General features: G+C 68.5%; 26 protein-coding genes, 3 tRNA genes, 1 pseudogene and 1 riboswitch. Of the genes and pseudogenes, 14 read left to right on the forward strand and 16 right to left on the reverse strand.

Annotation, left to right across the window (positions count from 1 at the left end):
• Window positions 1-493: 493 nt before the first annotated feature.
• Window positions 494-970, forward strand: coding sequence for a MarR family winged helix-turn-helix transcriptional regulator (locus SACGLDRAFT_RS00950; RefSeq protein WP_005461004.1), 477 nt, complete (start codon window positions 494-496; stop codon window positions 968-970).
• 22 nt (window positions 971-992) lie between these two features.
• Window positions 993-1077, forward strand: a tRNA-Ser gene (locus tag SACGLDRAFT_RS00955).
• 265 nt (window positions 1078-1342) lie between these two features.
• Here the strand turns inward: SACGLDRAFT_RS00955 and SACGLDRAFT_RS22985 are convergent.
• A pseudogene (locus SACGLDRAFT_RS22985) lies at window positions 1343-1453 on the reverse strand (SMR family transporter); the annotation flags it as partial.
• A 6-nt stretch (window positions 1454-1459) separates the two neighbouring features.
• Window positions 1460-1526, reverse strand: a riboswitch (guanidine-III (ykkC-III) riboswitch).
• Between the two features lie 68 nt (window positions 1527-1594).
• A complete protein-coding gene (locus tag SACGLDRAFT_RS00965; RefSeq protein WP_232284036.1) occupies window positions 1595-4141 on the reverse strand; it encodes a LuxR C-terminal-related transcriptional regulator in 2547 nt (848 codons plus the stop codon).
• 226 nt (window positions 4142-4367) lie between these two features.
• Between SACGLDRAFT_RS00965 and SACGLDRAFT_RS00970 the strand changes: the two genes are divergently transcribed.
• A complete protein-coding gene (locus SACGLDRAFT_RS00970; RefSeq protein ID WP_005461008.1) occupies window positions 4368-4895 on the forward strand; it encodes a DUF7144 family membrane protein in 528 nt (175 codons plus the stop codon).
• Window positions 4896-4969: 74 nt separating this feature from the next.
• Here the strand turns inward: SACGLDRAFT_RS00970 and SACGLDRAFT_RS00975 are convergent, their stop codons facing one another.
• Both SACGLDRAFT_RS00975 and SACGLDRAFT_RS00980 read right to left on the reverse strand, forming a co-directional pair.
• Window positions 4970-5569 (reverse strand): ImmA/IrrE family metallo-endopeptidase, encoded by a 600-nt coding sequence (locus SACGLDRAFT_RS00975; protein WP_005461010.1) that lies wholly within the window; start codon window positions 5567-5569, stop codon window positions 4970-4972.
• 1 nt (window position 5570) lies between these two features.
• Window positions 5571-5942 (reverse strand): helix-turn-helix domain-containing protein, encoded by a 372-nt coding sequence (locus SACGLDRAFT_RS00980; protein ID WP_005461012.1) that lies wholly within the window; start codon window positions 5940-5942, stop codon window positions 5571-5573.
• A 128-nt stretch (window positions 5943-6070) separates the two neighbouring features.
• Here SACGLDRAFT_RS00980 and SACGLDRAFT_RS00985 point away from each other — a divergent pair, with 128 nt between their 5' ends.
• Window positions 6071-6337 carry a DUF2188 domain-containing protein gene (locus tag SACGLDRAFT_RS00985; RefSeq protein ID WP_005461014.1) on the forward strand — a complete coding sequence of 89 codons (267 nt, stop codon included), beginning with the start codon at window positions 6071-6073 and terminating at the stop codon, window positions 6335-6337.
• Entirely contained in the window at window positions 6337-7491 is a 1155-nt protein-coding gene (locus SACGLDRAFT_RS00990) for a glycoside hydrolase family 3 N-terminal domain-containing protein (protein ID WP_005461016.1), read from the forward strand. Before SACGLDRAFT_RS00985 ends, SACGLDRAFT_RS00990 begins: the two co-directional genes overlap by 1 nt.
• 12 nt (window positions 7492-7503) lie before the next feature.
• On the opposite strand, the gene SACGLDRAFT_RS00995 is transcribed toward SACGLDRAFT_RS00990, so the two are convergent.
• Window positions 7504-7917, reverse strand: coding sequence for an SsgA family sporulation/cell division regulator (locus tag SACGLDRAFT_RS00995; protein ID WP_005461018.1), 414 nt, complete (start codon window positions 7915-7917; stop codon window positions 7504-7506).
• Window positions 7918-8301: 384 nt separating this feature from the next.
• Between SACGLDRAFT_RS00995 and SACGLDRAFT_RS01000 the strand changes: the two genes are divergently transcribed.
• A complete protein-coding gene (locus tag SACGLDRAFT_RS01000; RefSeq protein WP_051036161.1) occupies window positions 8302-8913 on the forward strand; it encodes a hypothetical protein in 612 nt (203 codons plus the stop codon).
• A 255-nt stretch (window positions 8914-9168) separates the two neighbouring features.
• Window positions 9169-10191, forward strand: coding sequence for a beta-ketoacyl-ACP synthase III (locus SACGLDRAFT_RS01005; RefSeq protein ID WP_005461022.1), 1023 nt, complete (start codon window positions 9169-9171; stop codon window positions 10189-10191).
• 3 nt (window positions 10192-10194) lie between these two features.
• Here the strand turns inward: SACGLDRAFT_RS01005 and SACGLDRAFT_RS01010 are convergent, their stop codons facing one another.
• From SACGLDRAFT_RS01010 to SACGLDRAFT_RS01035, 6 genes are all read right to left on the reverse strand, one after another.
• Window positions 10195-11640, reverse strand: a complete 1446-nt coding sequence (locus tag SACGLDRAFT_RS01010) for an adenylate/guanylate cyclase domain-containing protein (protein ID WP_005461024.1) — start codon at window positions 11638-11640, stop codon at window positions 10195-10197.
• A 106-nt stretch (window positions 11641-11746) separates the two neighbouring features.
• Entirely contained in the window at window positions 11747-12757 is a 1011-nt protein-coding gene (gene ku / locus SACGLDRAFT_RS01015; protein ID WP_005461025.1) for a non-homologous end joining protein Ku, read from the reverse strand.
• Between the two features lie 79 nt (window positions 12758-12836).
• Complete coding sequence (locus SACGLDRAFT_RS01020; RefSeq protein ID WP_005461027.1) at window positions 12837-13325, reverse strand: DNA polymerase ligase N-terminal domain-containing protein; 489 nt, start codon at window positions 13323-13325, stop codon at window positions 12837-12839.
• Window positions 13326-13588: 263 nt separating this feature from the next.
• On the reverse strand, window positions 13589-14392 hold the full coding sequence (locus SACGLDRAFT_RS01025; protein ID WP_005461030.1) for a SigB/SigF/SigG family RNA polymerase sigma factor: 804 nt from the start codon (window positions 14390-14392) through the stop codon (window positions 13589-13591).
• Complete coding sequence (locus SACGLDRAFT_RS01030; protein WP_005461032.1) at window positions 14389-14820, reverse strand: ATP-binding protein; 432 nt, start codon at window positions 14818-14820, stop codon at window positions 14389-14391. Before SACGLDRAFT_RS01030 ends, SACGLDRAFT_RS01025 begins: the two co-directional genes overlap by 4 nt.
• Before the next feature lie 79 nt (window positions 14821-14899).
• Window positions 14900-16000 (reverse strand): Rv2629 family ribosome hibernation factor, encoded by a 1101-nt coding sequence (locus tag SACGLDRAFT_RS01035; protein WP_005461035.1) that lies wholly within the window; start codon window positions 15998-16000, stop codon window positions 14900-14902.
• 171 nt (window positions 16001-16171) lie between these two features.
• Here SACGLDRAFT_RS01035 and SACGLDRAFT_RS01040 point away from each other — a divergent pair, with 171 nt between their 5' ends.
• Window positions 16172-16957: a sulfite exporter TauE/SafE family protein gene (locus SACGLDRAFT_RS01040; protein ID WP_005461038.1), complete on the forward strand. Its 786-nt coding sequence runs from the start codon at window positions 16172-16174 to the stop codon at window positions 16955-16957.
• A gap of 46 nt (window positions 16958-17003) precedes the next feature.
• On the opposite strand, the gene hisC is transcribed toward SACGLDRAFT_RS01040, so the two are convergent.
• Complete coding sequence (gene hisC, locus SACGLDRAFT_RS01045) at window positions 17004-18059, reverse strand: histidinol-phosphate transaminase (RefSeq protein WP_005461039.1); 1056 nt, start codon at window positions 18057-18059, stop codon at window positions 17004-17006.
• A gap of 114 nt (window positions 18060-18173) precedes the next feature.
• Here hisC and SACGLDRAFT_RS01050 point away from each other — a divergent pair, with 114 nt between their 5' ends.
• The 4 genes from SACGLDRAFT_RS01050 to SACGLDRAFT_RS01065 all read left to right on the forward strand — a co-directional run bounded on the left by SACGLDRAFT_RS01050 (window position 18174) and on the right by SACGLDRAFT_RS01065 (window position 21238).
• Window positions 18174-18833 carry a dienelactone hydrolase family protein gene (locus tag SACGLDRAFT_RS01050; RefSeq protein WP_005461041.1) on the forward strand — a complete coding sequence of 220 codons (660 nt, stop codon included), beginning with the start codon at window positions 18174-18176 and terminating at the stop codon, window positions 18831-18833.
• 95 nt (window positions 18834-18928) lie between these two features.
• Window positions 18929-20932: an acetoacetate--CoA ligase gene (locus SACGLDRAFT_RS01055; protein ID WP_005461043.1), complete on the forward strand. Its 2004-nt coding sequence runs from the start codon at window positions 18929-18931 to the stop codon at window positions 20930-20932.
• A gap of 81 nt (window positions 20933-21013) precedes the next feature.
• Window positions 21014-21102, forward strand: a tRNA-Ser gene (locus SACGLDRAFT_RS01060).
• Window positions 21103-21162: 60 nt separating this feature from the next.
• Window positions 21163-21238, forward strand: a tRNA-Arg gene (locus SACGLDRAFT_RS01065).
• Window positions 21239-21343: 105 nt separating this feature from the next.
• Here the strand turns inward: SACGLDRAFT_RS01065 and SACGLDRAFT_RS01070 are convergent.
• The 4 genes from SACGLDRAFT_RS01070 to SACGLDRAFT_RS01080 all read right to left on the reverse strand — a co-directional run bounded on the left by SACGLDRAFT_RS01070 (window position 21344) and on the right by SACGLDRAFT_RS01080 (window position 24685).
• Window positions 21344-22255, reverse strand: coding sequence for a site-specific integrase (locus SACGLDRAFT_RS01070; protein ID WP_232284182.1), 912 nt, complete (start codon window positions 22253-22255; stop codon window positions 21344-21346).
• Window positions 22141-22566, reverse strand: coding sequence for an Arm DNA-binding domain-containing protein (locus SACGLDRAFT_RS22600; RefSeq protein ID WP_232284039.1), 426 nt, complete (start codon window positions 22564-22566; stop codon window positions 22141-22143). Before SACGLDRAFT_RS22600 ends, SACGLDRAFT_RS01070 begins: the two co-directional genes overlap by 115 nt.
• Window positions 22567-22783: 217 nt before the next feature.
• Window positions 22784-23509, reverse strand: coding sequence for a 5-formyltetrahydrofolate cyclo-ligase (locus SACGLDRAFT_RS01075; protein ID WP_005461045.1), 726 nt, complete (start codon window positions 23507-23509; stop codon window positions 22784-22786).
• A gap of 12 nt (window positions 23510-23521) precedes the next feature.
• Window positions 23522-24685: a helix-turn-helix domain-containing protein gene (locus tag SACGLDRAFT_RS01080; protein ID WP_005461047.1), complete on the reverse strand. Its 1164-nt coding sequence runs from the start codon at window positions 24683-24685 to the stop codon at window positions 23522-23524.
• Between the two features lie 170 nt (window positions 24686-24855).
• Here SACGLDRAFT_RS01080 and SACGLDRAFT_RS01085 point away from each other — a divergent pair, with 170 nt between their 5' ends.
• Window positions 24856-25053, forward strand: coding sequence for a hypothetical protein (locus tag SACGLDRAFT_RS01085; RefSeq protein ID WP_005461048.1), 198 nt, complete (start codon window positions 24856-24858; stop codon window positions 25051-25053).
• A 278-nt stretch (window positions 25054-25331) separates the two neighbouring features.
• Complete coding sequence (locus SACGLDRAFT_RS22605; protein WP_232284041.1) at window positions 25332-25793, forward strand: hypothetical protein; 462 nt, start codon at window positions 25332-25334, stop codon at window positions 25791-25793.
• Window positions 25794-25818: the final 25 nt, after the last annotated feature.

Raw genomic sequence — 25818 nt, forward strand, 5'->3', positions numbered from 1 at the left:
CAGGTAGGTAAGGCGGGTACACACGGGCCCGGGCGCGGGAGGCGCATGGCAGCCGTCCGCGCCCGGGCTGCTTACCGAGGTTTCGTGCGAATGCGGTTGCACCGTGCCACAGGACCGGTCATCCGGTACCGATGCCGTTGGGCATGGGCGGGATGATGCGCGAATACAAGCACTTTCCGGTCCGGGAACTGCCCTTCGTCACGACCGGCCGGCTCGGGCCACCTCAGCCGTGGGGATACAGTTCCCGCTCGTGGTGCAGCGGGACGGTCAACCGCGTGGAATCATTCGTCACCACATCACCTGACCTTTCCCGGTGGGCGCATCGAACCGGGCTCCGGGCGGGAACCCCGTCGTCCGGTGCGGCCCGCTCGTCAAGAGTCGACTGCCCGGTGCGGGGCGCTTCTACACCCGATTTCGTGTGGTTTGTCGAGGTTTTCGCGGCTGCGTGAACACCTGCTGACTGCCTGAACTCGGTTGTCTACTCTGCGTGCTCATGAGCGAGGAATCCGGCGAGGTGCGCTGGCTGACCGACACGGAGATGCTGGTGTGGCGCTCGTATATCGTGTCGACGCTGATGTTGCGGCACCGGCTGCACAGAGAACTCGCCGAGCGGGAAGACGTGTCGCTCATCGACTACGAGGTGCTGGTGTGCCTGTCGTCCGCCGAGGGCGGCGCCATGCGCATGAGCGAACTCGCGACGATGCTCGGATCGACGAAGAGCCGACTGTCCCATCAGATCACTCGCATGGAGGCCGAGGGGCTCGTGCGCAGGGTGCGGCAAACCTGCGACCGCAGAGCCGTCGCGGCGGAGTTGACCGAGCAAGGGGCCGAACTCCTGCGGCGCTCGGCGCCCACTCACGTGAACGGGGTGCGCACCCACTTCGTGGATCTGTTGACCGAACAGGAGCAGGAGGTCCTGGGACGCGCGTTCTCGCGGGTTCTCGCACACCTGTCGGAGCCGGAAGACTGAGACGTTAGGCTTAGACGCGCAGGGAAGCGTGGCAGAGCGGCCGAATGCACTCGCCTTGAAAGCGAGCGACGGGCAACCGTCCGGGGGTTCAAATCCCTCCGCTTCCGCGCTGCTGACCAGCGACGACGCCGGGTGGCCCACGCAAGGCCCCGGCGTCGTCGCGGTTTTCGGGGGCGAGTCAGTGGACCAATTTGAGTCCGACCACGCCCGAGACGATCATGATCGGGAACAGCACCTTGAGCGTCGAGACCGGTTCCTGCCCGGTCGCCATCGAGTACCCGACGGTGAGCACCGTGCCGATGCCGACCCAGACGGCATAGGAAGTTCCCGCATCGCGTAGGACAGGCCCGCCATGCTCGCGGCCAGGCCGACGAAGAACACCACCCACGGCCCGAGTCGGCTGAAACCCTCGGATTTGCCCAACGCGGTGGCCCACACGGCTTCCAACAACCCGGAGAGCACCAGGACGACCCAGGATGACACCCCTTTCGTGGGCCGTCTTGTCCCACTCCGGGTACGGCGCCCCTCGTCCGGGAGCCTCGTTGGGAAGCTCTGCCCGCACCCTCGCACGAACGGCGTCGGCGCGGCAATGTCGGTCGAGTCATCACCGACGTGCCGACCGGCTCAGTCGTCGAGAAGTCCGAGTTCCCTCGCGCGCCGCACGGCGGCGTAACGACGGTTGACGCCGAGTTTGCGGAGGATGCCGCGCACGTGGGTGCGGACGGTGTTGACCGACACCACCATGACCTCGGCGATCTCCTCGGTGGTGAGCAATTCGGTGAGGTAACCCAGCACCTCGCGTTCTCGCGCGGTGAGCGGCTGCGCGGGCGCGGTTGCGGAGGGCTCATGGGCGTGGCCGAGCCAGTGGTGCGCGCCTCGCACCTCGGTGGTCAGTAACCGTCGGACCTCGGGCGCCGCCTGCCGGAACGGCAGCCGGAGCCGTTCCGGCGCGGCGAGCCGAAGCGAGGTGTCCAAAACGGTCGCCGCGCGTGCCGGGGAACGATGCCGAAGCCGCCGTTCCGTCTCCACGAGCAGGGCCTCCACTCGCGGTCGCAACGGTGGGAACCCTTCCAGCACCGTCGCCAGCGCCCGCTGCGCGGGGCCGTCCTCGTTGCGTCGGGTGTGGGCGGCGGCTCTCACCACCGCCGCGTCGGGGTGGGGCTCGTGGTGGCGGCCGACGTGGGAGTTGCCGAGAGGCCCCAGCTCGTGGAGGGCGAGTGCGGGATGTCCCTCCAGCAGGGCGAGTCGGGCGGACTCGACGCGCAGGTGGTCGGCCGCCCACGGGTCCGTGGCGGTGGCCTCGGCGAGCGCGGCGTGCAGACGACTCGCCGCCGCGGTGGGGTGGCCTTCGAGCGCCTCGACGCCGGCGACGACGTGGCGGGCGAGGTGGCGGGTGAGGGGGTCCGGCGTGGGTTCGGCGGTGGTGGCGTGGTGCCAGGCCGTTCCCGGATCGTCGCGGTCGAGCGCCACGAGCGCGAGCGCCACCTGTGCGGTGGCATGCCCGCTGAACGGGGTGACCGGAGCGGTCAGGGTGAGTGCCTCGGCGGCCGTGTGTTCCGCCCTCGCCAGGTAACCCTCCAGGGCGTCGGTGAGAGCCAGGTGCGCGAGGCAGTCGGCATAGGGCGCGAAGAGGGCGCGCCCGTCCTGCCGGGTCGCGGTCTCCTCGAACACCGCGCGGGCGAGGTCGAACGCTCCGTGTCGAAGCAGCGCGACCCCCCGTGCGATACGGACGAGTGTGGGCAGCGGCCCCGACGGGTGAAAGGTTCCGGTGTCACCGAGTGCGCGTTGGGCCGCCTCGGCCGTGGTCAAGGCGCCGTCCGCGTCGGACGCCAGACGGGCTCTCAGGGCGTCGAGCGCGCTCACGCAGCCCCACAACGCGGTGTCGGTGCGGGGGTCCGGCACGCGTGCCAGCGCGTCGGCGCAGTCCACCGTGTCTCCGTCCGCGAGCTTGGTGGCCGCGAGAACCAACGGCCCCGCCCGGCTCGTGGTGTCGAGCAGGGGAGCGCAGTAGGAGCGCAGTGCGCCGTCCGGCCCTTCCGTGAGCAACTGCCCGACGAGCTGGTCGGCGATCAACAGCTCGGCCGCCTCGTCGTACGCGCCCGCCGCGACGAACTCCCGAAGCGCTCGGTCTTTCGCGCCGCCGCGGCGCAGCCGCTGCCCGACGATCGCGTGTATTTCCGCCCGGTCGGGCGCGTCCTCGCGCGCAAGCTGCCCGCGGAGCACGTCGCGGAACACGGGCGGGTAGGCGTGGCGTCCGTCGGCCGTGGTGGTGGCGAACGCGCAACATCGTGCCAGCCGCGTCAACCGTTCGGCGTCCGGTCCGACGAGGTCGTGGGCGAGTTCGTCGTCGAACGTCTCCTCCGTGCACGTGCCCAGCAGCAACCGGCGGGCCCGTGGGGGAAGGGGATCGAGCACCTCACGGCACACGTAGTCGGTGACGTCCACGTCAGCGGTGTCGTCGACCCCGGTGCCCTCGCGGCGGTGTCGTCCCTCCAGGACGAGTCCGGCGGCCCAGCCTCCGTGGTAGGCGTTCACCGCGGCGACCTCGGAGGGCTTCGCCTCCGCTCCCGACGCAGCCAGCAGCGCGGCTGCCTCGGCGTCGTCGAAGGCCAGCTCCGCGAACCCGAGTTCGACCACCGTGTCGGCCATCCGGTACCGGTACAGGGGGAGGACCGGAGGTCGGCGGCCCGAGAACACCAGCCGGAGACAGCCGTTCGTGAGCCGCAGCAGCAGGTCCACGTCGTCGGCGACGTCGGCCGTGACGAGGTGGTGGTCGTCGAGCACCAGTGTCAACCGCTGGCCCGTGGCGACGACCGCCGAGACCAGCGACGGCAACCACTCCGACGGGAGCCGGGCCCGACGGTAAGGGGGGACGTCCACCCCGAGCTCGGCCAGGCAGCGCACGACGCAGGCCCAGAACACGTCCGGCTCGCCGAGGTTCTTCCTCGGGCCGTCGAACGTGACCCACGCCGTGTCGCCCGAACCGCCCTCGGCCTTCACCCACTCCGCGACAAGCGTGCTCTTGCCCGTGCCCGCGGGAGCCGTCACCACCACGAGGGGGGCCGCGTCCGTGCGCGAGAGGGCCTCCAACGCCCGTTCACGGGGCACGTGGTGCCGGGGCGGGGCGGGGATACCGAAACGGCATGCCGACACCGCCTCCGCCGTGATCACGGTCGTGGGGTGGGGAACTCGCGTGGTGGCCTTCACCGTGAAGTGCCTTCGTAAGGGGGCTGGGAGCTTCGACACGACGCTAACGAGCACCCGAGGGCGGCCACCATGGACGAAAGACCCGGTTGGGCGAGTCCGTCGGCCCGAACTTCATCCGCTGTGCATGATGTGCGCCCGTCCGTTGCGGCTCAGGGTGGAAAGACATCCGTGGTCGTAGGCGGGAGGAAGCATGAGCGAGACGTCACGGGCCCGTTCCGGGACCGAAGAGGCGACCGGCGCGCAACGAGTGCCGCCGCAGACACGTGGTCGCATGGAAGAGAGCGTGGACAAAGGCTACGAGCAGCGCATGCCCGACGAGTCCATGCGGTCGTCCGACAGGGGCATGGGTGGCATCGCGTTCGCCTCCACGTTGCTGCTCCTGGCGGGCGTCTACCAGGTCATCGTGGGACTCACCGCGATCTTCAACAGCGACTTCTACGTCGTCACCGAGAGCGGCCTGGCCGTCAATGTCGACTACACGGCATGGGGTTGGGTGCACTTCGCGCTCGGGATCGCGGCGGTGGCCGCGGGACTCGGTCTGCTGACCGGGCAGACGTGGGCCCGCGTCACCGGCATCACCCTGGCCGCCATCAGCGCGATCGTGAACCTCGCGTTCATCCCCGCGTACCCGCTGTGGGCACTTGTGGTGATCGCGCTCGACATCGTGGTGATCTATGCGATCGCCGTGCACGGTGGCAGGGCTCGTACCGCTAGCTGACCTTTCGGCAAGACACGCAGGACCGTCCGGGACCTCCCGCGGCGGTCCTGACCACGAGAGGCGGCCGGGGCTCGTCATGTGCGGGCCGTCAACGGCCGGGACGGGCGTTCCCAGGTGCGCCGGGCGATCCGGCGGGCCCCGGTGACGTTCATGCGCCACCGGGCCATTCGCTCGCTCACCCGGAAGTAACGCGCGACGCTCGCGTCGGTCCAGCCCCGGAACGCGGCGATCCTCGCGGCGTCGCTCGGCAGCAGCAGTTCGGCCGACAGCTCCGCGGCCTCCTGCTCCACCGTCGAACGTGCTCCCTCGGCCCCGGACCGGCACGACCGGCCGTCGGCGAGGAGGACGTCGAACTCGTGCTCCAGCAGCACGTGGGCCATCTCGTGCGCCACGGTCGAACGTCGGCGGTTCCGGTCGTGCGTGTGGTTTTCGACGATCACGCAGCCCGTTCCGATTCGGATCAACATGCCCGAGAACGAGTCGAGGGCGGGACCGGTGAAGTGGGAGACGGCCCGAGCGGGCAACCACGGCTCGGCGAGGGTGAACACCTCGACGCCGTACAGCCGGGCCAGTGCGTAGGGGTCGAGCGGTTGGAAGGTTCGGACACCCAGTTCCTCGCGTACCTCGGCCGCGAGCCGTCTGGCCGTCGCCTTGAAGCCCCGCCGCAGCGCCACGTCAGCTCTCCCGCCGGTCCGCCTTGATGCGCCGCATGGTGGCGTTCACGATGTCGAGCAGGTACTGCCGGTCGGCCTCGCTCAGGTCGTTCCTCGCGCGCAGGAGCAGGGCCAACTGGGTCTCCAGGTCGGGCTGCTCCTCCGAGCGAGCGGCGGAGTCGGGCCACACCATGAATTCCTCGGCCGGCGCGCCGAGCCACTGCACCAGTGCGATGAAACCGTCCAGATCGGGCCGTTGTCCGTTGCCCATCCTGCTGAGCAGGGAAGGGCTCACCCCGGCCTGTTCGGCGAGCTGCCTCCACGACAGTCCGCGAGCTCGCCGCTGGGCGTCGAGCGCGTCGTAGAGGCGCCGCGCGTCCATTCGGCCCTGCATGTCGCCGTTCCTCCACGCCGCTGCCGTCCGTGCGTCTCTTTCACTATCACAGGGGCGTGTCACACCCGCCGTACTGTTGCTTAACCAATACACTGTTGCTCAACTGCGACACATAAGGGGGTTCGCTGGTGTGCACGTCCTACTCCGTGGTCTTCCGGTTCTCTCCCGACTCGCTGACCTGGCTGGTGAGCCGGGGGCCCACCGCGTTGTCCCGGCACTGCCGTAAACGGGACGCCGTCCGGGAGGCCGCGCGTCTCGCCCGCGCCTCCGGCAGGGCGAAGCTGACCGTCGAACGCGTCGACGGAAGCGTCCAGTGTGTGCGCCATTACGGGCGGACGATCCCACGGGACGGTGATGGGCGAGCTCCCGCTGACGGCGATAGCGTGACGGTGTGATGAAGCGAACGATGCTCGCGGCGGCGTGTGTCGCCGCCCTGGCGACGGCGGCATGTGGTGGTGACGATCAGGCGGACGACGGCAACGACGTCGCCTCCCCACCGCAGGGGCCGACGGGGACCCAGCAGACCACTCCCTCGGCCTCGCGACCCTCGGGTGGCGAATGCGCGAGCGTGATCGAGGGCCTGTCACCTCGGGAACGCGCGGCGCAGCTGCTCGTGGTGGGCGTCAATCCCAGTGATCCCGCCTCCGCCGTCGCGCTCGTCAGGAACAACCAGGTGGGCGGAATCTTCATCGGTGGCAACGACACCGCCCTGTTCACCGGCGACGCGCTGGAGCAGATCCAACAGGCCGCCGACCTGCCCGTCTCGGTGGCGGTGGACGACGAGGGCGGCCGGGTGCAGCGCATCGACGAGCTCGTCGGGTCCATCCCCAGTGCCAGGGAGATGGCGGCCACGATGACGCCCGAGGAGGTGCGGGAGCTGGCGGTCGAACGTGGCCGGCAGTTGCGGGAGTACGGGATCACGGTGGACTACGCGCCCGTCGTTGACCTCACCGACGGCCCCGCGGGCGGCGTGATCGGCGATCGGTCGTTCAGCGCCGATCCGGAGAAGGCCACCGAGTACGCCGCTGCGTTCGCCGACGGATTGGCCGAGTCCGGAGTGACCCCGGTCCTCAAGCACTTCCCCGGACACGGTCGGGCCAGCGGTGACTCCCACCAGGGGCTGGTGCAGACACCGCCGCTGGAGGACCTCCGCCAGTCCGACCTGGTGCCGTACGACGACTTCGGGAACTACCCCGACGACGTCCAGGTCATGGTGGGCCATCTCGACGTTCCCGGCCTCACCGACGGGCAGCCCGCGTCGCTGTCCCCGGAGGCGTACCGGATCCTGCGTGAGGACTACGGCTACGACGGCGTGGTCCTCACCGACGACCTCGGAGCGATGAAGGCCATTTCGGACAACTACACGCTCGACGAGGCCGTGCTGCTCGCGCTCCAGGCGGGCGCCGACCAGCCGTTGTGGTCGGACGGCGGGGACGTGGGCCCGGTGCTCGACCGGCTGGAAGCCGCCATCGCCAGTGGCGAGTTGCCGCAGGATCGGGTCACCGACGCGCTCACCCGCGTGTTGTCGGCCAAGGGTGCCTGCGGCTGAGCCGCGAGTCGCTCAGGGCCGCGCGGTGGTCAGATTCGCGATCACCGCGTCGATGTCGAGCCAATCCGACTCGTAGCCCAAGGGCACTAGCGCCAGCGTGGCGTCGAGGAACGTCTTGACGTCGCCCTTGTCGATCTCCACGACCGCGTAGCCGTCCGGCGACTCCAGCTCGATGACGAGCACACCGTCGTCGGGCGGCGCGAGGTCGGGCCGGATGCGGATGTCGCCGATTCCCGCGGGCGCGTGCATCCCGGCGATGAGCAGATCGCGGGAGAATTCCCACTCCACCCACTCGCCCGGCTCGACCCGGAAGGCGAGCGCGACGGTGAAAGGCGCGCTCGGCGCGTAGGTCAGCCTGGACAACACGGGCGTCTCGCACCCGCTGAGGTGCACGAACTGGTTCTGATGTACGGCGTTGTTGTCCACGGCACGCTCCCGTCCATCCGTGGCGCCCGCCTGGCGCGTGCGGTCCTTCCCTTTGGAAAGACGTCCATCTGGCACCAAAGTGATGCGCCATTCGGGCGAATCTTGGTGATCGAGACGGACAGTAGAGCAAGCGCGGTCGGGCGTTGTGAGGGTGGGGGTCCCTTGTGGGCCGACCGGACGGTCGGAGGGTAGGCCGTACGCACTCCGCGTGTCACACGATCGAGTCGTCTTGGGTTGGGAACGGTCCGTATCGGGTGACAGGGTTAGTTTGATCGGTGAACCATAGGGCGAGCTTGCTTTATGACCGCGCTGGGGGACCGTTGGTTATGGAGGACAACGCTCATGGCCCCCGACGTCCTGCGCCCTACGCCGCACGATGCCGGAGTGCTCGATCGAACGGGGATCATCAGCGCGAGTGCGGCCCCCCTGCCTGACGAATTCGACGTTCCACCCGACGCCTATCGGCCGCGGGCTCACCGGTCCCGCATCGCCTCCTGTCTTGTCGTGCTGTCGATGTTGGCCGTGGTGGTGACCGGGGGAACCGAGGTCCGGCACAACCACGTCGAGGTCACTCCCGTTCCCACGGACGGATTCCGGGCGGTTGACGGCGTTCCGGTGGCCTCGACCCGGCGTTCGTCCCCTCCCCCGGCCGCGGAGTTCGACGAGTCCGAGCGCACGACGTCGCCGACCGCGAGGCCGCTGTCGAGCCGGGAGAATCCCGTGCCGAGCGTTTCGGCACGCCCCAGCTTCCGGCAGGTTCCCAGGGCTGTGCTTCCCACCCATACCGAGCGGCCCGATCCGATCGACGTGCTCCACGACGAGTCGCGGGAGTCGGCCGGAAGACCGAGTGCGGAACCGGTCGAGCCCTCCACCGTCGGGTTGCCGGTCACGGTGACGCAGGCCGGGTCGCTGTCCGACGAGGAGCGGCTGCGTGCTCGCGGCGACGAGGAACCGGGGGACGGTCCTCGGGAGGCCCCCGCCTCCGAGGGCGAGTGACTCGGCGCCGCTTTCGGCTCGGCGGACGTTCCTATATCGGGCTAATGGGACAAAAGAGTGCGCTTTTTGGGGAGATGTCCTGTTGAGATGCCCGATGGCTAGGTGCGGTCGTTCCTTTCCGCAATCACCCAGTCGGAGTTAAGTTATGAGACAAGGATCACATGTAAATCTCTTACCGTCTGGTAGCCCATAGAAGTTGGAACGGGCCGTTTTCGTCACTTGGTGTTCCCGTCGCCGGCCCGTGGAGGAATACAGGTGTCCACGCAGGACGCGCGTGGTGCGGCGGTGTTGGCCGGTCTCGGTGGTTGGCTGCCGCCCCGTGTGGTCGACAACGACGAACTCAGCCAACGACTCGACACGTCGGACGAGTGGATCCGCACCAGGACGGGGATAGCGAAACGCCATGTTGTCCACACTGGGCTGTCCACTGTTGATATGGCGGTGGAGGCGGGGCGAAAGGCGCTGGAGTCGGCGGGACCGCACGGTGAGAGCGTGGATGCCGTCGTCCTCGCCACCAGTACCCCCGACCACGTGTGCCCCGCGAGCGCGCCCCAGGTGGCGGCCCGGATCGGGTTGTCCGGTGTCGCGGCGTTCGACGTCAACGCGGTCTGCAGTGGTTTCGTCTACGCGCTCGCGACGGCTTCCGGGCTCATCAGCGGCGGGGTGGCGAAGCGGGTGCTGCTGATCGGGGCCGACGCCTTCACCACGCTGCTCGACCCGGACGACCGCACCACCGTCCCGATCTTCGGTGACGGCGCGGGAGCCGTGGTGCTCCGGGAGGGCGCCCCCGACGAACTGGGGGCTATCGGGCCGTTCGACTTGCACAGCGACGGCGAGCTGGCCGATCTGCTGATCGTGCCCGCGGGGGGCTCGCGCCAGAAGAAGTCCGAGGACCCCAGCGACCACTTCCTGAAGATGCAGGGGCCCACCGTCTTCCGCCACGCGACCACGCAGATGGCGGCTTCGTCGCGAGCGGTGCTGGAGAAGGCCGGGTGGACCACCTCGGACGTCGACCGGTTCGTCGGACACCAGGCCAACATCCGCATTCTCACGGCCACGGCCAAGAACCTCGGTCTGCCCGCCGACAGCCTCGTGGTGAACATCGGGCACACCGGCAACACGAGCGCGGCCTCCATCCCGCTGGCCATGGTCGACGCGGTCGTCGACGGCACGTTGCAGGCGGGCGACCGGGTGCTCGTCACCGCGTTCGGCGCGGGCCTCACGTGGGGGTCGACGGTGCTGCGCTGGCCGGAACTGGCGTGCGCACCGCTGTCGTGACCTTCAGGACTCGGGAGTCCAGGTTTCCGTGGGCGTGGGCCTGCCACGCAAGTGGAGCGCCTCGTGCTCGGTCCAGTGGTCGCGTTCGGAGCGCGCCGCCGCCTCGATGGTCGGGCCGCTCGCGAGGACCCGGCCGGGCACCTGCTTGGCATGCTCGGTGAGCCGGGCCGCCTCGTTCACGGCGTCCCCGATCACGGTGTACTCGAGCCTGCTCGGCGAGCCGAGCTGACCGGCGAAGACCTGTCCCGTGGCCACCCCGATACCGAGGTCCAGCTCGCCGCGTTCCCGAACGGCGTCCCGGATGGCCCTGGCGGTACGCAGGGCCGACGTCGCCGGGTCGGCGTGTCGCGCGGGCGCGCCGAACACGCACAGCGCGGCGTCGCCCTGGAACTTGTTGACCAGCCCGCCGTTGGTGTTCGTCGCCGAGACGACCACGTCGAACAACCGGTTCAGCCGGCGGGCGACCTCGTCGGGAGGTAGTTCGGAGGCCAGGGCGGTCGAGTCGGCGACGTCCACGAAGAGCGCACACACCTCGCGCACGTCACCGGACAGGGAGATTCCGTGCTCCAGCACGTGCTGGACGACGTCCTTGCCGACGTGGCGGCCGAACAGGTCACGCAGCCGTTCCTGTTCCTTCAGGCCGCGGGCGAGATCGTTGACGGAGGCCTGGAGCATGCCGATCTCGCCCGGCTCGTCGATGGCCACCGCGACGTCACGGCGTCCCGCTCGGATCTCGTCGAGTACCCGCCGTAGCCGGTGCAACGGGGCGGCCACGGCCCTGGCGAACAACGCCGTCGCCAGGGCGCCGAGAACCAGTCCGATCAGCGCCAGGGACAGCAGACTCGGAGTCGAGTCGCCGTCGTCGATGTTGGGGGGCAGGAGCAGGAACAGCACCCCGACGAGTGGGACCCCACTGGACAGGCCCCACATCACGACGAGCCGGGTGAGCACGGTGGTCGCCCCGCGTGGGCCCGCCACCTTCAGCGACATCGACAGCAACGGTCGCGCGACCCGTTCGGCCGCAAGGTAGGTCAGGCCGACGGTGGCCAGGCCGCCGAGGACGATCGTCAGGATGACGCTCAGCCCCGCGAACCACGTGCTGAAGATGGCACTGAGCACACCGAACAGCACGGCCCCCGTGGCCCACAGCGTGCCGCTGACCACGGCGAGGTCCACGGGAATGCGCAGGGCTCTCGCCGCCTCCTGTCGGGTGGGGGAACGTCCCGCGAGGAACCACACCACCGTTCGTCGTTGCAGGTAGCCCGCCCACACCGCGCCGACGACCAGCGCGAGCACCACGTACCCGATCGCGCAGATGAGGATGGCCCAGCGGCCGGGGCCGAGACTGTCGGGGAGTCCCTGCAACGACAGCAGCAACCACACCAGCGCCGCGCCGCAGATGCTGGTGCCCAGCCCGATCGTGGCGAAACCGACGCTGGTACGCAGCACGGTACCGACCCGCGCGGAGACTCGCCCTGTTGCCACCCCAGGATCGTAGGGTTCCCGTGGCGGGGATGGTACGTCCGGACGGTGTTCGGTAGTGAGTCCGGTCACATCAGGAGGCGCGACGTCGTTTCTGACGCCGACTCGCGTCCTTGATGGCCTTCTCCAACTCGGCGCGGTTCATCTTGGAGCGGCCCTTGATACCGAGGTCACGTGCCATCCGGTCGAGGTCACCCTTGGTGAGTTCGGACAGGGTGGGTTCGGTCCGCTTGCTTCGGGACGGCTTGGCGCGGCGAGGCTCCTCGGTTGTCGAGGTCTTGTCGCGTTCCGTGGGTTTTCCGCTCTGCTGCCTGCGGCCCTCCACGCTGCGGGACAGCGCCTCGAACAGATCCACGATCCTCGTGGGCTCCCGCGGTTCCTCGGCCGGGGTGATGGTCCGGCCCGCCCGCTTGTCCTCGATGAGCCGCATGACCCGCTCGGTGTAGGTGTCGTGGTAGTCCTCGGGGTTCCACTCCTCCGCCATCGACTCGATCAGGTTCACGGCCATGTCGACCTCCCGTTCCCCGGCCCGGCCCAGCTCGGGAAGGTCGACGACCTCGTTGGGCTGTTTGATGTCCTCGGGGAAGAGCAGCGTGTTGAGCATGAGCACGCCGTCGCCCGCCCGCACGGCGGCGATGTACTCCTTGCCGCGCATCACGAGCCTCGCCAGCCCCACCCGGTTGGTCTTGCTCAGGGCGTCGAGGAGCAGCGAGTAGGCCCGCCCGAACTCCTCCTTGGCGGGCGCGAGCCAGTAGGTCTTCTGGAAGTAGATCGGGTCGATCTCCTCCAGGCCGACGAAGGCGTCGATGTCGATGGTCTTCGAGCGGCCGGGCGCGATCTCGTCCAACTCCCGCGGTTCGATGATCACGTATTCCTCGCCGCCGAGGTCGTAGCCCTTGACGATCTCGTCGTACGGGACCTCCTCACCCGTTCGCTCGTTCACCCTGCGATAGCGGATGCGGTCGGACGTACCGCGTTGGAACTGCCGGAAATGGATGGTGTGGTCCTGGGTGGCGCCGTAGAGCTCGACGGGTACCGTCACCAGGCCGAAGTTGAGAGCTCCGCTCCAGATCGCGCGTGCCACGGCTCCTCCTGGGCTGACGTCCGCCTGTTATCCGAGCATGACTCAGGCACCCGGAGCCGGCCACTCGGACGGAGTACGCTCACCGGCGTTCCTCGACGGAGGCGGTCACGGCGCCCGCGTCGGAGGAGGGTTCGGTCTCCTTCGTGATGAGCAACCACTGCTCCTGGTCGGGGCTGCGGTGGGCCCGCACCATGACGAAGACGCCGTGGAGCCGCTCGCCGTTCAGGCGTAGTGCCAACCGCCCCTCGGCGAGGGCGTGGTGCCACGTCAGGTCGTTGAGGAGCTCGACGGTGCCCGTGTCCCACAGGATCCCGTGACAGGTCTCGGGTTCCGGGGTGCGGATGGCGAGTCGCTTGTCGCCGGGGATCGGCGACGGGTGCTCGGGGATCGCCCAGCACGCGGTCATGTCGTCGAATTGCAACCGGAAGTCGTAGTGAAGCCCGCGCTCGTGCTCTTCAACTACGTAGAGTGACTGGATTGGGCGTGCTTTGTCCCACCCGCCGTCTTTCCCCGCCCGCAGCGGGCGCAGCGGCAGGGGCGTGGTGTCGGGCACGTCCCAGTTCGCCATGTGCGCGAAGATACCCGCTCGGAACTGCGAAAACGGGGAGGCGCGCCGGGGTGTCGCGAACCGGTTCCCAGGAGACCCGACGGGGGGACGAGCCTGTGCGGTAGCGACACGGGCGAATCTCGGGAAACCGCCGTTCAGTGCATGGAGACCGACGGAATATCACGTTGAGTGATCAATCTGACGGGTGGCCGAGCGTCGAGGGTCGTGTTCCGCCGACGAGGTGAGGCCGTGCGGGACGCTTCGGGCCGGCGGGCCCGAAGCGGTCAACCGATGTTGTCCTCCTCGGCGAGGCCCTCGCGCAGCTTCTTCAGCGTGCGGGCGAGGAGGCGCGAGACGTGCATCTGCGAGATCCCGACACGTTCGGCGATCTGGGTCTGCGTCATGTTGTGGACGAACCGCAGCGCGAGAATGGTGCGTTCCCGTTCGGGGAGTTTTCTGACCAGCGGTTGGAGCGTCTCGTGGTTCTCCACGCCCGCCAGCGCCGCGTCCTCCTCCCCCAAGGTGTCGCCGAGAGCGAGGTTCTCGGTGTCCGCCGAGAGCACCTCGTCCAGTGACATGGAGTGGTAGGCGTTGCCCGCCTCCAAACCCTCGTAGACCTCTTCGGGGGTGAGGCCGAGGTGCTCGGCGATCTCGCTGGGCGTCGGCGCCCTGCCGAGGCGCTGGGACAGCTGGGTGCCGGCGTTGTTGATCGAAAGGTGCAGTTCCTTCAACCGGCGGGGCACTCGGATGACCCACCCGGTGTCCCGGAAATGCCTGCGCACCTCGCCCATCACCGTGGGCACGGCAAACGACAGGAAGTCGGACCCGCGGGAGGGGTCGAAGCGGTCCACCGCGTTGATCAACCCAACGCGAGCCACCTGCACCAGGTCCTCCTTGGCGACTCCCCGGCCGGAGAACCGCTGCGCGATGTGTTCGGCCAGCGGGAGATGGCCGGTGACGAGCTTGTCCCGCAGTTCGCTTCGGCGCGGGTCGTCCTCGGCGAGCGAAACGAACTCGTGGAATAGCGGCGCCAGGTGCTGGTAGTCGTCCGACGCGGTCCGCGATCCGTGTGTGGTCGATTCGGTCACGTAAAAGCCGGCTTCCGTTTCGCGAGCTCGATGTGAATCCAGGTACCTTGCCCGTTCTGGCTGTTCTCCTCCGCCCAGGCCGACGCCGAGTCCGCGAGCGTGGTCAACACCTTCCAGCCGAACGACGTGGTGCTGGGGGCCTCCGCCTCGCCCGAGGCCACGGCACCCCGGAACAGCAGTTGATCCTCGTCGACCGTGAAGCGGCAGATCATCGTGCTGCCCGGAATGGCGCGGGTGATGAGCGTCGAACATGCCTCGTCCACCGCGAGCCGGAGATCGGCGATGGAGTCGAGGTCGAAGTCCACCCGCATCGCGATGCTCGCCGCGACCGACCGGATGATGGGTAGGTGCACCAGGCTCGCACCGAGCCGGAGTTCGATGTCGTCCTGCGCGCCGATGCTGCTCGTCGGCGGCTTTGTCTCGGTCACTGTCACCTCGGTGTTCTGCCGACCGTTCAAAGTTCCCCGCCCACAGTAGCGACGATTGTGGCCATATTTGCTCTGCTTTCTAGTCGTGGCGCAAAATTGCGCCGAATCCGTCGATGATTTCCCTTTCCCCGGTTACGCCGACCACGTCGGCGCCCACGGTCGCCGCCGCCATCGGCAGTGCCTCGTCGGCTCGCGCGTGCTCGACCTCGTCGACCCCGTAGGCCGTGGTGAGTTCCTCCTCCTGCACGGCGAGCAGCGAAGGATCGGGGCCCACGAGCACCTCGGAGTCGTCGGGGTCGCTCACGAGGAGCGTCTCGACGTTGTGTTCCCGCAGCGCGGTGGTGACGGCTTCGAGGCCCTGCACGGCGAGGCCGGTCGGTTTGGCCAGCGCCGTCTCGAACCGCTCCGTCACCTCGGCCCTGCGTTTGCGTGTGGCCTCGGCGAGGAGCTCGTCGATGAGCGTGTCGAGTTCGGCGTTGCCCGAGCCCTCCTTGCGGCCGCCGGGTTCGACCTCGCGGGCGTGGTCGCGCACCGCCTGTGGCAGGGTGTCGAGCAGGACCTTGCGGGACTGGGGGTCGCCCGCGACGACGACGAGGGTGGCGCCGATCCGGCGAGCGACGACTCCGACGTGTACGGCGGCCTTCTCGATGTTGTTCTTGACGACTTCCTCGGTGTGGGCCTGGATGTTGCGGTGCGACCAGCCCCCACCGGGCACCTTGTGGACCTGCGAGTCGGCGCCCTCGACGGTGCGTGAGTCGATCACCGTGCCGTGTTCGTCGACCGCCGTGACGTCCGCTCCCACCCGATCCACCACCACGACGACGTGTGGGGGAGGGAGTTCGCCGTGTTCGGCGAGCGGTACCAGGTACGGCATCCGGGAGACACGGGCCACCGGCCGGGCGGGCGGCTCTTTGAGTCGCTGGTCGAGCAACACCCTCTCAGCGGTGGCCACCACCGCGCGCCCGGAGGAACCCACGGGTGGTTCACCGCCGAGCACCGCCCTCTCCACGGTGGCGAGCGTCCGTTCGCTCGCGCCCTGCTCGGCGAGTTCCTCGCGCAACTCACGCCACGTCAGTTCGCGGTGCTTGGCCGCGTCCTCGGTGTTGTGGGTGTCGTCGAAGTAGATCGAGGCGAACGGGCCGTCGGCCGTGGTCAGCTCGCGCAACCTCGTGGTGTCCACTCCTGCCTCCTCGTGCGCCGACCTGTTGGCATTGACTACCCGATACGGGTGAGGTGAAACGCGATTGAAGATCCACAACGGCGACGTGGGTGGTGACCCTGCCCACCCTTTTCGGGGCTACGAGGACCGCGGCCTTCTCGACTGCCTATTGTCAGCCCGCGTGAGTGCAGCATGATCTGGTGGCATGCCGTCCTGATCACCGTTGCGGGCGTCTGGGCGGGAATGATCAATACGGTTGTCGGTTCGGGGACGCTCGTGACCTTCCCCGTGCTCGTGGCACTCGGTTACCCGCCGGTGACGGCGACGACGTCGAACGCGATCGGACTCGCGCCGGGCAGTATCAGCGGTGCCATCGGCTACCGGCACGAGCTGCGAGGGCAGCGCAAACGCTTGCTGAGTTTCGCCCCCGCGTCCCTGATCGGCGCCATCTGCGGTGCCGTCCTGCTGCTGTCGCTGCCCCCCGACGCCTTTGAGACCGTGGTGCCCGCGCTCGTCGGTCTGGCGGTGGTGCTGGTCATCGTGCAGCCGAAGGTGTCGAGCTGGGTCATGCGGCGCCGCGAGGAGCGGAGCGCGGCGAACGACTCCGGGTCCGGCCTCGGCGGCTCGCTGCTGGTGCTCACGCTGATCTTCCTGATCGGCGTGTACGGCGGGTACTTCACCGCCGCGCAGGGCGTGATGTTGATGGCCGTGATGGGCATGCTGATCAACGAGACGATGCAGCGTCTCAACGCGGTGAAGAACGTGCTGTCGGCCATCGTCAACGTCGTCGCCGGCACCGTCTACGCGTTCGTGGCACCGGTGAACTGGCTCGTCGTCCTGCTGCTGGCCGTGGGCTCCGTCGCGGGCGGCCTGCTCGGGGCGAAGATCGGGCGCAAGCTCTCGCCCACGGCGCTGCGAACGGTGATCGTGATCGTCGGCCTTGCCGCGATGGTGCAGCTGGTCGTCAGGCAGCTGTGACGCGGCCGGGGCGGTCGTGCCGCCCCGGCGGGCCGGTGGGGACGACTCACGCCGAGAAGGCGCGTGCCGCCTCCAGGAAGGTGTCGTTCTCCTCCCGCGTGCCGATGGTGACGCGTGCCCCCTCGCCCGTGAACGGGCGCACGACCACCTTGTGGGCCAACGCGTGTTCGGCGAACGCGGTCGTGCGCTCGCCCAGGGGGAGCCACACGAAGTTGGCCAGCGTCTCGGGGACCTCGTAGCCCAGGTCGAGGAGGGCGTCGCGGACGCGGGTGCGCTCGGCCACGATGTCGGCGCACCGGGCCAGCAGCTCGTCTTTCGCGTCGAGGGAGGCCAGCGCGGCCGTCTGCGCGAGGGCGTTGACGCTGAACGCCACGTACACCTTGCGGACGGCTTCGATCACCTCGTCGGCCGCGACCGCGTATCCCACGCGGAGACCGGCCAGCCCGTACGCCTTCGAGAAGGTCCGCAGCACCGCCACGTTGGGGCGGGTGCGCGCAAACTCCAGGCCGTCGGGCACCTCCGGGTCGGTGACGAACTCCCGGTACGCCTCGTCCAGCACCACGACCACGTCGGAGGGCACCGCGTCGAGGAATCGCGTGAGCTCGGCCCTACGCACGGCCGTGCCGGTGGGGTTGTTCGGGTTGCACACGAACACCAGCCGGGTCCTCGGCGTGATGGCCGCCAGCATCGCGTCGAGGTCGTGGGTGTGGGAGGAGGTCAGCGGCACCCGCACCGGCGTCGCGTTGCCGACCTGCGTGACGATCGGGTACGCCTCGAACGAACGCCAGGCGAACAGCACCTCGTCGCCGGGGGCACACAGGGCCTGCACGAACTGCTGGCACAGCGACACGGAACCACAGCCGACGGCTATCCGGGACGTCGGGACGTCGAACTCGCCCGCCAGGCGTTCGACGAGGGCCCAGGCACCCATATCCGGGTAACGGTTGATCTCCCCGCTGGCCTTCGCGATGGCGTCCGCCACGCTCGGCAGCGGACCTCCGGGCACCTCGTTGCTGGCGAGTTTGATGGCCCCCGGAACGGTCCGTCCCGGTACGTAGGCGGGCAGGGCGGCGAGGTCGGCACGTGTCGGGATCGCTGACATGACGACTCCTCGGCATCGAGAACGGGTCGCGACCAACCTACCGTGCTCCTTTCGCCCCGAGTATCTGCGAACTCACGTTGACCATGGGAGTACCGACGGTGGTTGAGTAGGCACATGACGCAGACGCACACGCAGGACTACGAGCGAACAGACGGGCGCCGGCTGAGGTTGACCTACGCCGAACCGGACGGCGCCGTGCGTGGCGGTCTCGTGGTCCTCCACGAGGTGGGAGGCGTGACCGACGCCGCGCGGCTGCTCGTCGCCTCGCTCGCGGCGGAGGGTTGGCTCGCGGCGGCGCCGCACATCGACGAGGTCGACACCGAAGCCGAGCGCGGCGCGGGGTCGTCGCTGCTCGCCGCCACCGACACCACCCTCGCGTGGCTCGTCGACCACGGCGTCCGAGGCGACCAGGTGGGCGTCGTCGGATTCGACCTGGGGGGAACGGCGGCGCTGGTGGTGGCCGCCAACCGGAAACTGGGCGCGGCCGTGAGCGTAGGCGGCCGTGGCATCGGTGAGCCCGCCGCCCCCGGTTTCCCCACGCTCCTGGACATCGCGGGCACGCTCACGAGCCCGTGGCTGGGGCTCTATGGTGACGACGGCGACGCGGTCGAGCAGGCCGAGATCGACAAGCTGCGGGAGGAGGCGGGCCGGGCGAAGGTCGCCACCAACGTGGTGCGCTACGCCGGCGCGAGCCACCGCTTCGACGCCGATCCCGAGGCCGCCGCGGAGGCGTGGCAACGCACGCTGGCCTGGTTCGACGCTCACCTGCGCTGATGCCGTGACACGCCGTGCCGAGCACACTGTCGGACGGCCAAATATGTGCTCGAAGGACGACGCGATCGAGTGCATTTTTGCCCTAGGCTGCGGCCATGAGTGCTGACGGTACTGGCAACGACGCAGTAGACAGCGCGGACGCTCCCGAGGTGCTGTGGCAGCCCACCTCGGAGCAGATCGAGCACTCCCGCATCGCCGACTTCCGGCGTTGGCTACGGGAGAACCGTGGCGTGAACGTCGCCGACTACGGCGAGCTGTGGTCGTACTCGGTGGACTCGCTGCCGGAGTTCTGGTCGGCGGTGACGGAGTATCTCGGCGTGCGGTGGCACGACACGCCGCACGAGGTGCTGTCGGACGAGCGTATGCCGGGTGCGCGGTGGTTCACCGGTGGCACGCTCAACTACGCCGAGCACGCTCTGCGTGGCGTCGCGGGCGCCGAGAAGGCGGACGACGACCTCGCGGTGATCTTCTGCCGGGAGGACGGCGTCGAGCGGCAGCTCACCTACGGCGCGCTGCGTGGCGAGGTCGCCGCGGCGCGGGCGGCGCTGCGCGAGCTCGGCGTCGGTAAGGGCGACCGGGTGGTGGCGCTCGCGCCGAACTGCCCGCAGACCCTGGTGGCGTTCCTCGCCGCCGCGAGCCTGGGCGCGACGTGGTCGTCGTGCTCGCCCGACTTCGGTGTGCGGGCCGTGGTCGACCGCTTCGCGCAGATCGAGCCGAAGGTCCTGATCGCCGTCAACGGCTACGTCTACAACGGGCGGGCGTTCGACGTGCGGCCGACCGTCGAGCGGCTGCGTTCGCAGCTTCCCGGCCTGGCGGCCACCGTGCTGGTGGACTACGAGGGCGGCGGCCGGGTCCAGGGCACGCTCGACTGGGACTCGCTGCTGGCCCGGCACGCCGGTGCCGAACTCGACTTCGAGCCGGTGGAGTCCGACCACCCGCTGTGGGTGCTGTACTCGTCGGGCACCACGGGACTGCCGAAGGGCATCGTGCAGGGGCACGGCGGAATCACCGTCGAGCACCTGAAGGCGCTGGCCCTGCACTGCGGTCTCGGACCGGGGGAGCGGTTCTTCTGGTTCACCACCACGGGCTGGATGATGTGGAACTTCCTCGTCTCGGGTCTGCTCGTGGGGGCCACCCTCGTGCTGTACGACGGCAGTCCGGGACATCCGGACCTGCGGACGCTCTGGCGGTTGGCGGAGCGGCACCGCATCACCTACTTCGGCACCTCCGCGCCGTTCGTGCAGAGCTGCCTCAAGGCGCGACTGCGGCCGGCGGAGGAGTTCGACCTGTCGTCCCTGCGGGCGTTGGGGTCGACGGGCGCGCCGCTGTCGGTCGAGGGCTTCCGGTGGATCGCCGACGAGGTGGGGCGCCACGTGCAGATCTGCTCGGTGTCCGGTGGGACGGACCTGTGCACGGCGTTTGTGGGCGCCGCGCCCGACGTACCCGTGTGGCTGGGCGAGCTGTCGTGTCGCTCGCTCGGTGCGGCGGTGGAGGCGTACGACGAGGCGGGCAGGCCGGTGATCGACCAGGTGGGCGAGCTGGTGATCACCAAGCCGATGCCGTCGATGCCGGTGTTCTTCTGGAACGACCCGGACGGCAAGCGTTTGCGGGAGGCGTACTTCGAGGACTTCCCCGGCGTGTGGCGGCACGGTGACTGGGTCAAGCTCACCGCTCGCGGTTCGGCGATCATCTACGGCCGCAGCGACTCGACCCTCAACCGCGGCGGCGTGCGCATGGGCACGGCCGAGTTCTACCGCGTCGTCGAGAGCTTCGACGAGGTACGCGACTCGCTCGTGATCGACACGTCGGCGGGCGAGGAAGGGGAGCTGCTGTGCTTCCTCGTGCTGGCCGAGGGGGCGTCGCTGGAGGAACTCGAACAGCGGCTGCGCAAGGAGCTGCGCAAGGCGCTGTCGCCGCGTCACGTGCCCGACCGGTTCGTGCCCGTGGAGGCGGTGCCGAGGACCTTGAACGGCAAGAAGTGCGAGGTTCCGGTGAAGAAGATCCTCATGGGGGTCGACCCCGACCGTGCCGTGAGCCGCGACGCGTTGGCCAACCCGGAGTCGCTGCAGTCCTTTGTGGCGCTGGCGAGCGGGAAATGACCTGGTCATCCCCATAATGGGGGGTGGGTGAAACGGCCTCGGCGGGGGCGTGTAACCTATGGACGCAGTGGTCGCGACCTGGGAGGCTTCGCCTAGTCTGGTCTATGGCGCCGCACTGCTAATGCGGTTGGGGGTGACCCCCCTCCCGGGTTCAAATCCCGGAGCCTCCGCCGGGGCTCGGCACCCCGCCGAGCACCAGCCCGACACGATCGGGTATAACTGAAGACGATGCGCCCGTAGCTCAACGGATAGAGCATCTGACTACGGATCAGAAGGTTTGGGGTTCGAATCCCTACGGGCGCGCCAGGAAAGTCCAGGTCAAGGCCTTGTTCTCAGTAATGAGACGAGGCCTTGACTGCTTTTCGGCGGCCGATCGTCTCACAGCTTCTCACGTACGTTCGTACTGCTTGTTCAGGTGCTCTTGTAGATCCTGCCGAGGGCGTCGGTTCCGGTCTGGAGATCCTCCTCGGTGGCGTGTACGTAGGTCGAGTATGTGAACGCGGTGTCGTAGTGCCCGGCCCACTTGCTGACGATGGAGATCGGGACTCCGGCCTTCTCCATCAGGCTCAGCGCCGTGTGGCGGCCCTCGTGCAGCACGATCCGCTTGACTCCCGCTCGTTTGGCGAGGCGACCGAATTCGTCGGAGTACCACTCGGGGTGAACTGGCTCACCGAGTTCGTCGACCACGACGTAGCCGCTGTTGGTGTACGCCTTTCCCGCCGCGAGTCTTTCGGCTTTCTGAGCGACCTTGAGCTGGTGCAGCGCCGATGCGGCTGTGGCATCGAGAGGCAGGGTCCGGAAGCCGTTGCGCGACTTGGGCGGCACGACCTGGGGCGTGCCCTCGACAAGCACGCGAGCCTGCTGCACGCGGATCGTCGCGGGTTTGTACGTCGACCCCGTGCCGTAGCAGTCACCGCACCATGGTTTCTTGTGGGTTTGGCATGGTTCTGCGAAGGAACCGAAGTCGATGTCTTCCCGCCAGCGGAGTCCGAGGGCTTCGCCTCTCCGCAGCCCGTAGAGGGACAGCCGCCCTCCGGCGTGGAGCCGGTCGCTTGTGGCCCTGTCGAGGGACTTCCGGACTTCCTCGGCCGACCGCGTGCTTCGAGGAGCCGGGGCGTACTTCGGCGACTTGACGAGCTTGGCCACGTTGCGGGGGAGCAGCCCTTCCAGGGCCGCCATCTCGAAGGCCGCTGTGAGCCGCCCGAGGGTCAGCCGCACGCTCCGGGGGCCGAGTCCGGTACCGGGCTTGCCTCCACGATGGCGGCCGGAGGTCTCCATCCACGTGACCGTTCGCTCGATGTCGGCTTTGCCGACCTTCTGGATCGGCATGGAGCCGAGCCGTTCGTGGACTGGCCGTAGTGCGTCCTGGTAGCTCCGCTTGCTGGAGTCCCGCCGCACCTTCCAGCCAGCCCGTCCAGGTACTCGGACACCGTGATGTTCGTGGGCCGGATGTAGGTGCCCTCGTTCAGCCGGTGCCGGATTTTGTCGTACTCGGCGCGTGCCTCGCGTTTGGTGTCGAAGGTGAACGTCTTCTGCTGGCGGCGTCCGGTTTCCGGGTCGCGACCGATGTCGACGACGAACCGATAGCGGACCGTCCCGTCCTTGAGTGTGATCTTCTTGATCGGATCTGCCATTCGTTGCTGCTCCTCGCCGATCAGTACCGACGTCAACCTGCCCCTACGGCCGCCAGACCGGAGAGCGCCTCTCGGGCGGCTGCGCTGGCACGGCCATCACATCTCCGTCGCATGACACCCGGCAGCTACTCAGCCAAGCCCCAACCCGACCATCGGGCCTCTCGCCGGAGATGACCACATGTCACAGGCTCGGTGCTGGGGCAACGCGGTATCGCGCTCAGACGTTGCTCTGTTGACGCAGGCGTGCCGCGAGTGCGGGAATCGCGGCGATCTTCTCCGCCGGGAGGTCGTCCCAGAGCAGGCCGCTCGGTCGTCGTGGTTCGTCGCACCTGATCACGGTGGTGGGGGTCACGATGATGTCCACGCTGAAGTCGTGCGGGGTCTCGGGTAGGTCGTCGTCGATGACCTGCAGGTCGTGCACGGTGGTCACGATCGTCGTCTCGGGTCCGATCAGCCCGGCTTCCCGAAGGAGTGCGACCTCGATGTCGGAGTATCCGGCGCCTTTGCCGAGGCGCACGCCGTGGCGGTTCACGGCGACGCTTCCGCACACGATGAGGTCAGGCGGCCGCATGCTGTCCACGTCGACGGCCTGACCGACCTTGGCCGCGGCTCCCTTGTCGGCGGCCTCGGCGGGCGAGACGGGCAAGGTGTCCGGATCGAGCAGGTAGAAGGGCCTCGGCTCGGCGAGCTTCGGCACCGCCATGTAGACCAGCTTGCCTTCGTCGAGAGCGCGAGCGCGCACCGGCTGTTGCGCTGTGTCAGGCACCGCTTTGACGATCTTGGCGGACTGCCATTCCGGCAGCTCCGCGAGCCTGTCGGCGGCTTTCTCCGCGCCGAAGAAGGCGGGAATCCGGCCGTGCACACCAGCTGGCGCGGCACGGTGTTCCTCCAGCAGTGCCCACACGTGCTCGCGGACAGCTCGTTTCTTCTCATCCACGGTCATCGCCGCTGCTCCTCACGCCGTCATCAGGGTCATCACCCGGTCGTACACGTCCTGCACCAGGTCCACGTTCCGCCATGGTCGGAGTTCCCGGCAAGCACTGAAGACGATGTTCAACCCGCCCCCGCCCCGCGTTGCCTCGACGACATCCACGGCCCGATGCAACGCACCCACCGCCTCATCGAGGCGGCGTTGCCGGAGGTACGCGAGAGCAAGGTTGCCGAGGACGATGGCCTGGGACTTCGAGCGGTCGCGGAGCTGGTGAGCGGTCGTTTCCAGGATCGGCTGAGCGAGTTTCGGCTTGCCGAGGAAGAGGTAGCAAGATCCGGCGAGTCTCCCCGGCTGTGTTGGGGAGAACAGGTTGAGCGCCGCGTCGGCCTCGCCGATCCGCTCAATCCGGGAGTCAGCGTCCCTGAGCGCCCGTTCGCAGTCGCGTTGACGGCCGAGCATCGCGTAGGCCTCCGCTGTGTGCAGCAGCGCGAGTCCCGCAAGCACGTGGCTGCTCCCCGCTACCACCTCGGTTGTGCGCATGGTGAGCTGGAGCCCGGTCTCAGGAGCTCTTTCGCCGTAGAGCGCCACGAAGCTCTTCCGTAGGAGCGCGCGGCCTTCCGCTGTCGGGTCCCGAAGCCGCTGCGCGGCCGAGATCGCCTGGTCGAAGTAGCCATGTGCGGTCGCGTGGTCCCGGCGCTGGGACGCGTCCCAGACGAGTTGTCCCATGAGCGTGGCGGCCTCGGCCTCGACGGCGAGGAGCTCGTGTCGAACCCGATGGTTCGACGCGTTGGCGCGCAGAAACGCGACCTGGCCGAGACAGTGTCCTGTGCGTGCGAGCAACGATGTTGACGGCGCGCTGTCGTAACGCTCGTCGAGGTCGTGTACCTCGTCTCTGAGGCCGGTTACGGTCCGAAGATCCGCGGCTGCTGGGTTCCGCAGCGAGTAGCCGACGCGGTCATTAGTCGCCGGCTCGTCGTCACCTGCCAGCAGCTCTTCGAGCTGTTCCGGTGACACCTGCAGGCACTGCGCCAGTTTCGGCCGTAACCAAGGTTGTGGCCCCTCTTCGGTCTCGCCGCTTTCCCACCGCCGAATCGTCTTGGGGCCCACTCCCAACCGTTCGGCGAGAGACTCTTGGCTGAACCCTTGCGATTTGCGTCGCTTCGCGAGTCGACGCCGTCTGGTCGCCACCGTCCACCTCCCCCTGCCGATGTTGGTGTGTCGTCCCCGGTCAGCGCACCCAATGTCCGGTTCTTGCCCGGAAATTGTCCGGAGCACGCCCTGTGCTGGCCTGATTACGGAAGGTTGTATCAGAGCCTACGGCCGTCCACGGTCGCTCGACAACGGTGACAGGAGGCCCCGTGACCAGCCAGAACTCTCACCGCTCCGAGGTGGTTCATGATTCCCTCCGCGTGTTCCTCGACGATCTCGCCGCACGTGCGGCCGTCGTTCTCAGCGAGCACATCAACGCCGGAAACCACTGCGCGGCATGTGGGCTGACGTGGCCGTGCTCCCGTGCCGTGTTGGCCGATCACAACCTCGAGATGGCTCACCCGTGACTCCAGCAAGCCGGCAGGACCGGCGACGCCAGAACCCCGACGCTCGTCGCCGGTCCTGCCTCCCAATCGAATTGGACTTCCAGCCCAAAGCCGGGTCCCTCAGAGGTTTGCTCGGCCCGCCCAGAAGCGGAACGCCAAGCGCAGAGGCGTCGATATCGGAGGACGGGCTCCTCCTCGTTGCTGGTCCGAGTGCGATCTCGTGCGCACAGCTTCTCGTGCAGGCACACGCGCGGGACTGGCGGCTCGACCAGCGTTGCGCGAACACCGCCAGCGGTGTCGTGGGCGAGTTCGTTGCGCACTCTATCGCGACGGTGGGTGCCGCCGACTCAGGTTCGGCCCACGTCGGCGAGCCCGCGCGGTCCGGACTGATAGCCGTTCGGTTGCTTCTCATGGCACGGTCGCTGGTCATCCAGGTCTGGGACAACCACGAATCGGCGCCGACGTCGCTCTCCGAAAGTCCCTTCCAGGCTGACATCGAGGACTGGGGCTACGACTTACCCCGTCCCGGTCGACGCGTTGTCTGGTGCGTCATCCCCAGGCAGAACAGGGGCATCGACGACACGGTGCGATTGTCTCCGGTGCTACCGCGCCGTGAACGGAAAAGGTATCCGGAACCGCGCGTTCTGATCAATCCACTGCGTGACATCAGGTTGCTGCAACGTGTTCTCGACGGACTTCGCTTGCTCGACCGAAGTGCCGAGAAGGAAACGAATACCGACCACCTCAGAAGGGCGGGATAAGTCTGGAAAGGCAACCGTTGTTCGG

Origin of the sequence: Saccharomonospora glauca K62 (assembly GCF_000243395.2) — a bacterium.
In the GTDB taxonomy this organism is placed as follows: Bacteria; Actinomycetota; Actinomycetes; order Mycobacteriales; family Pseudonocardiaceae; genus Saccharomonospora; species Saccharomonospora glauca.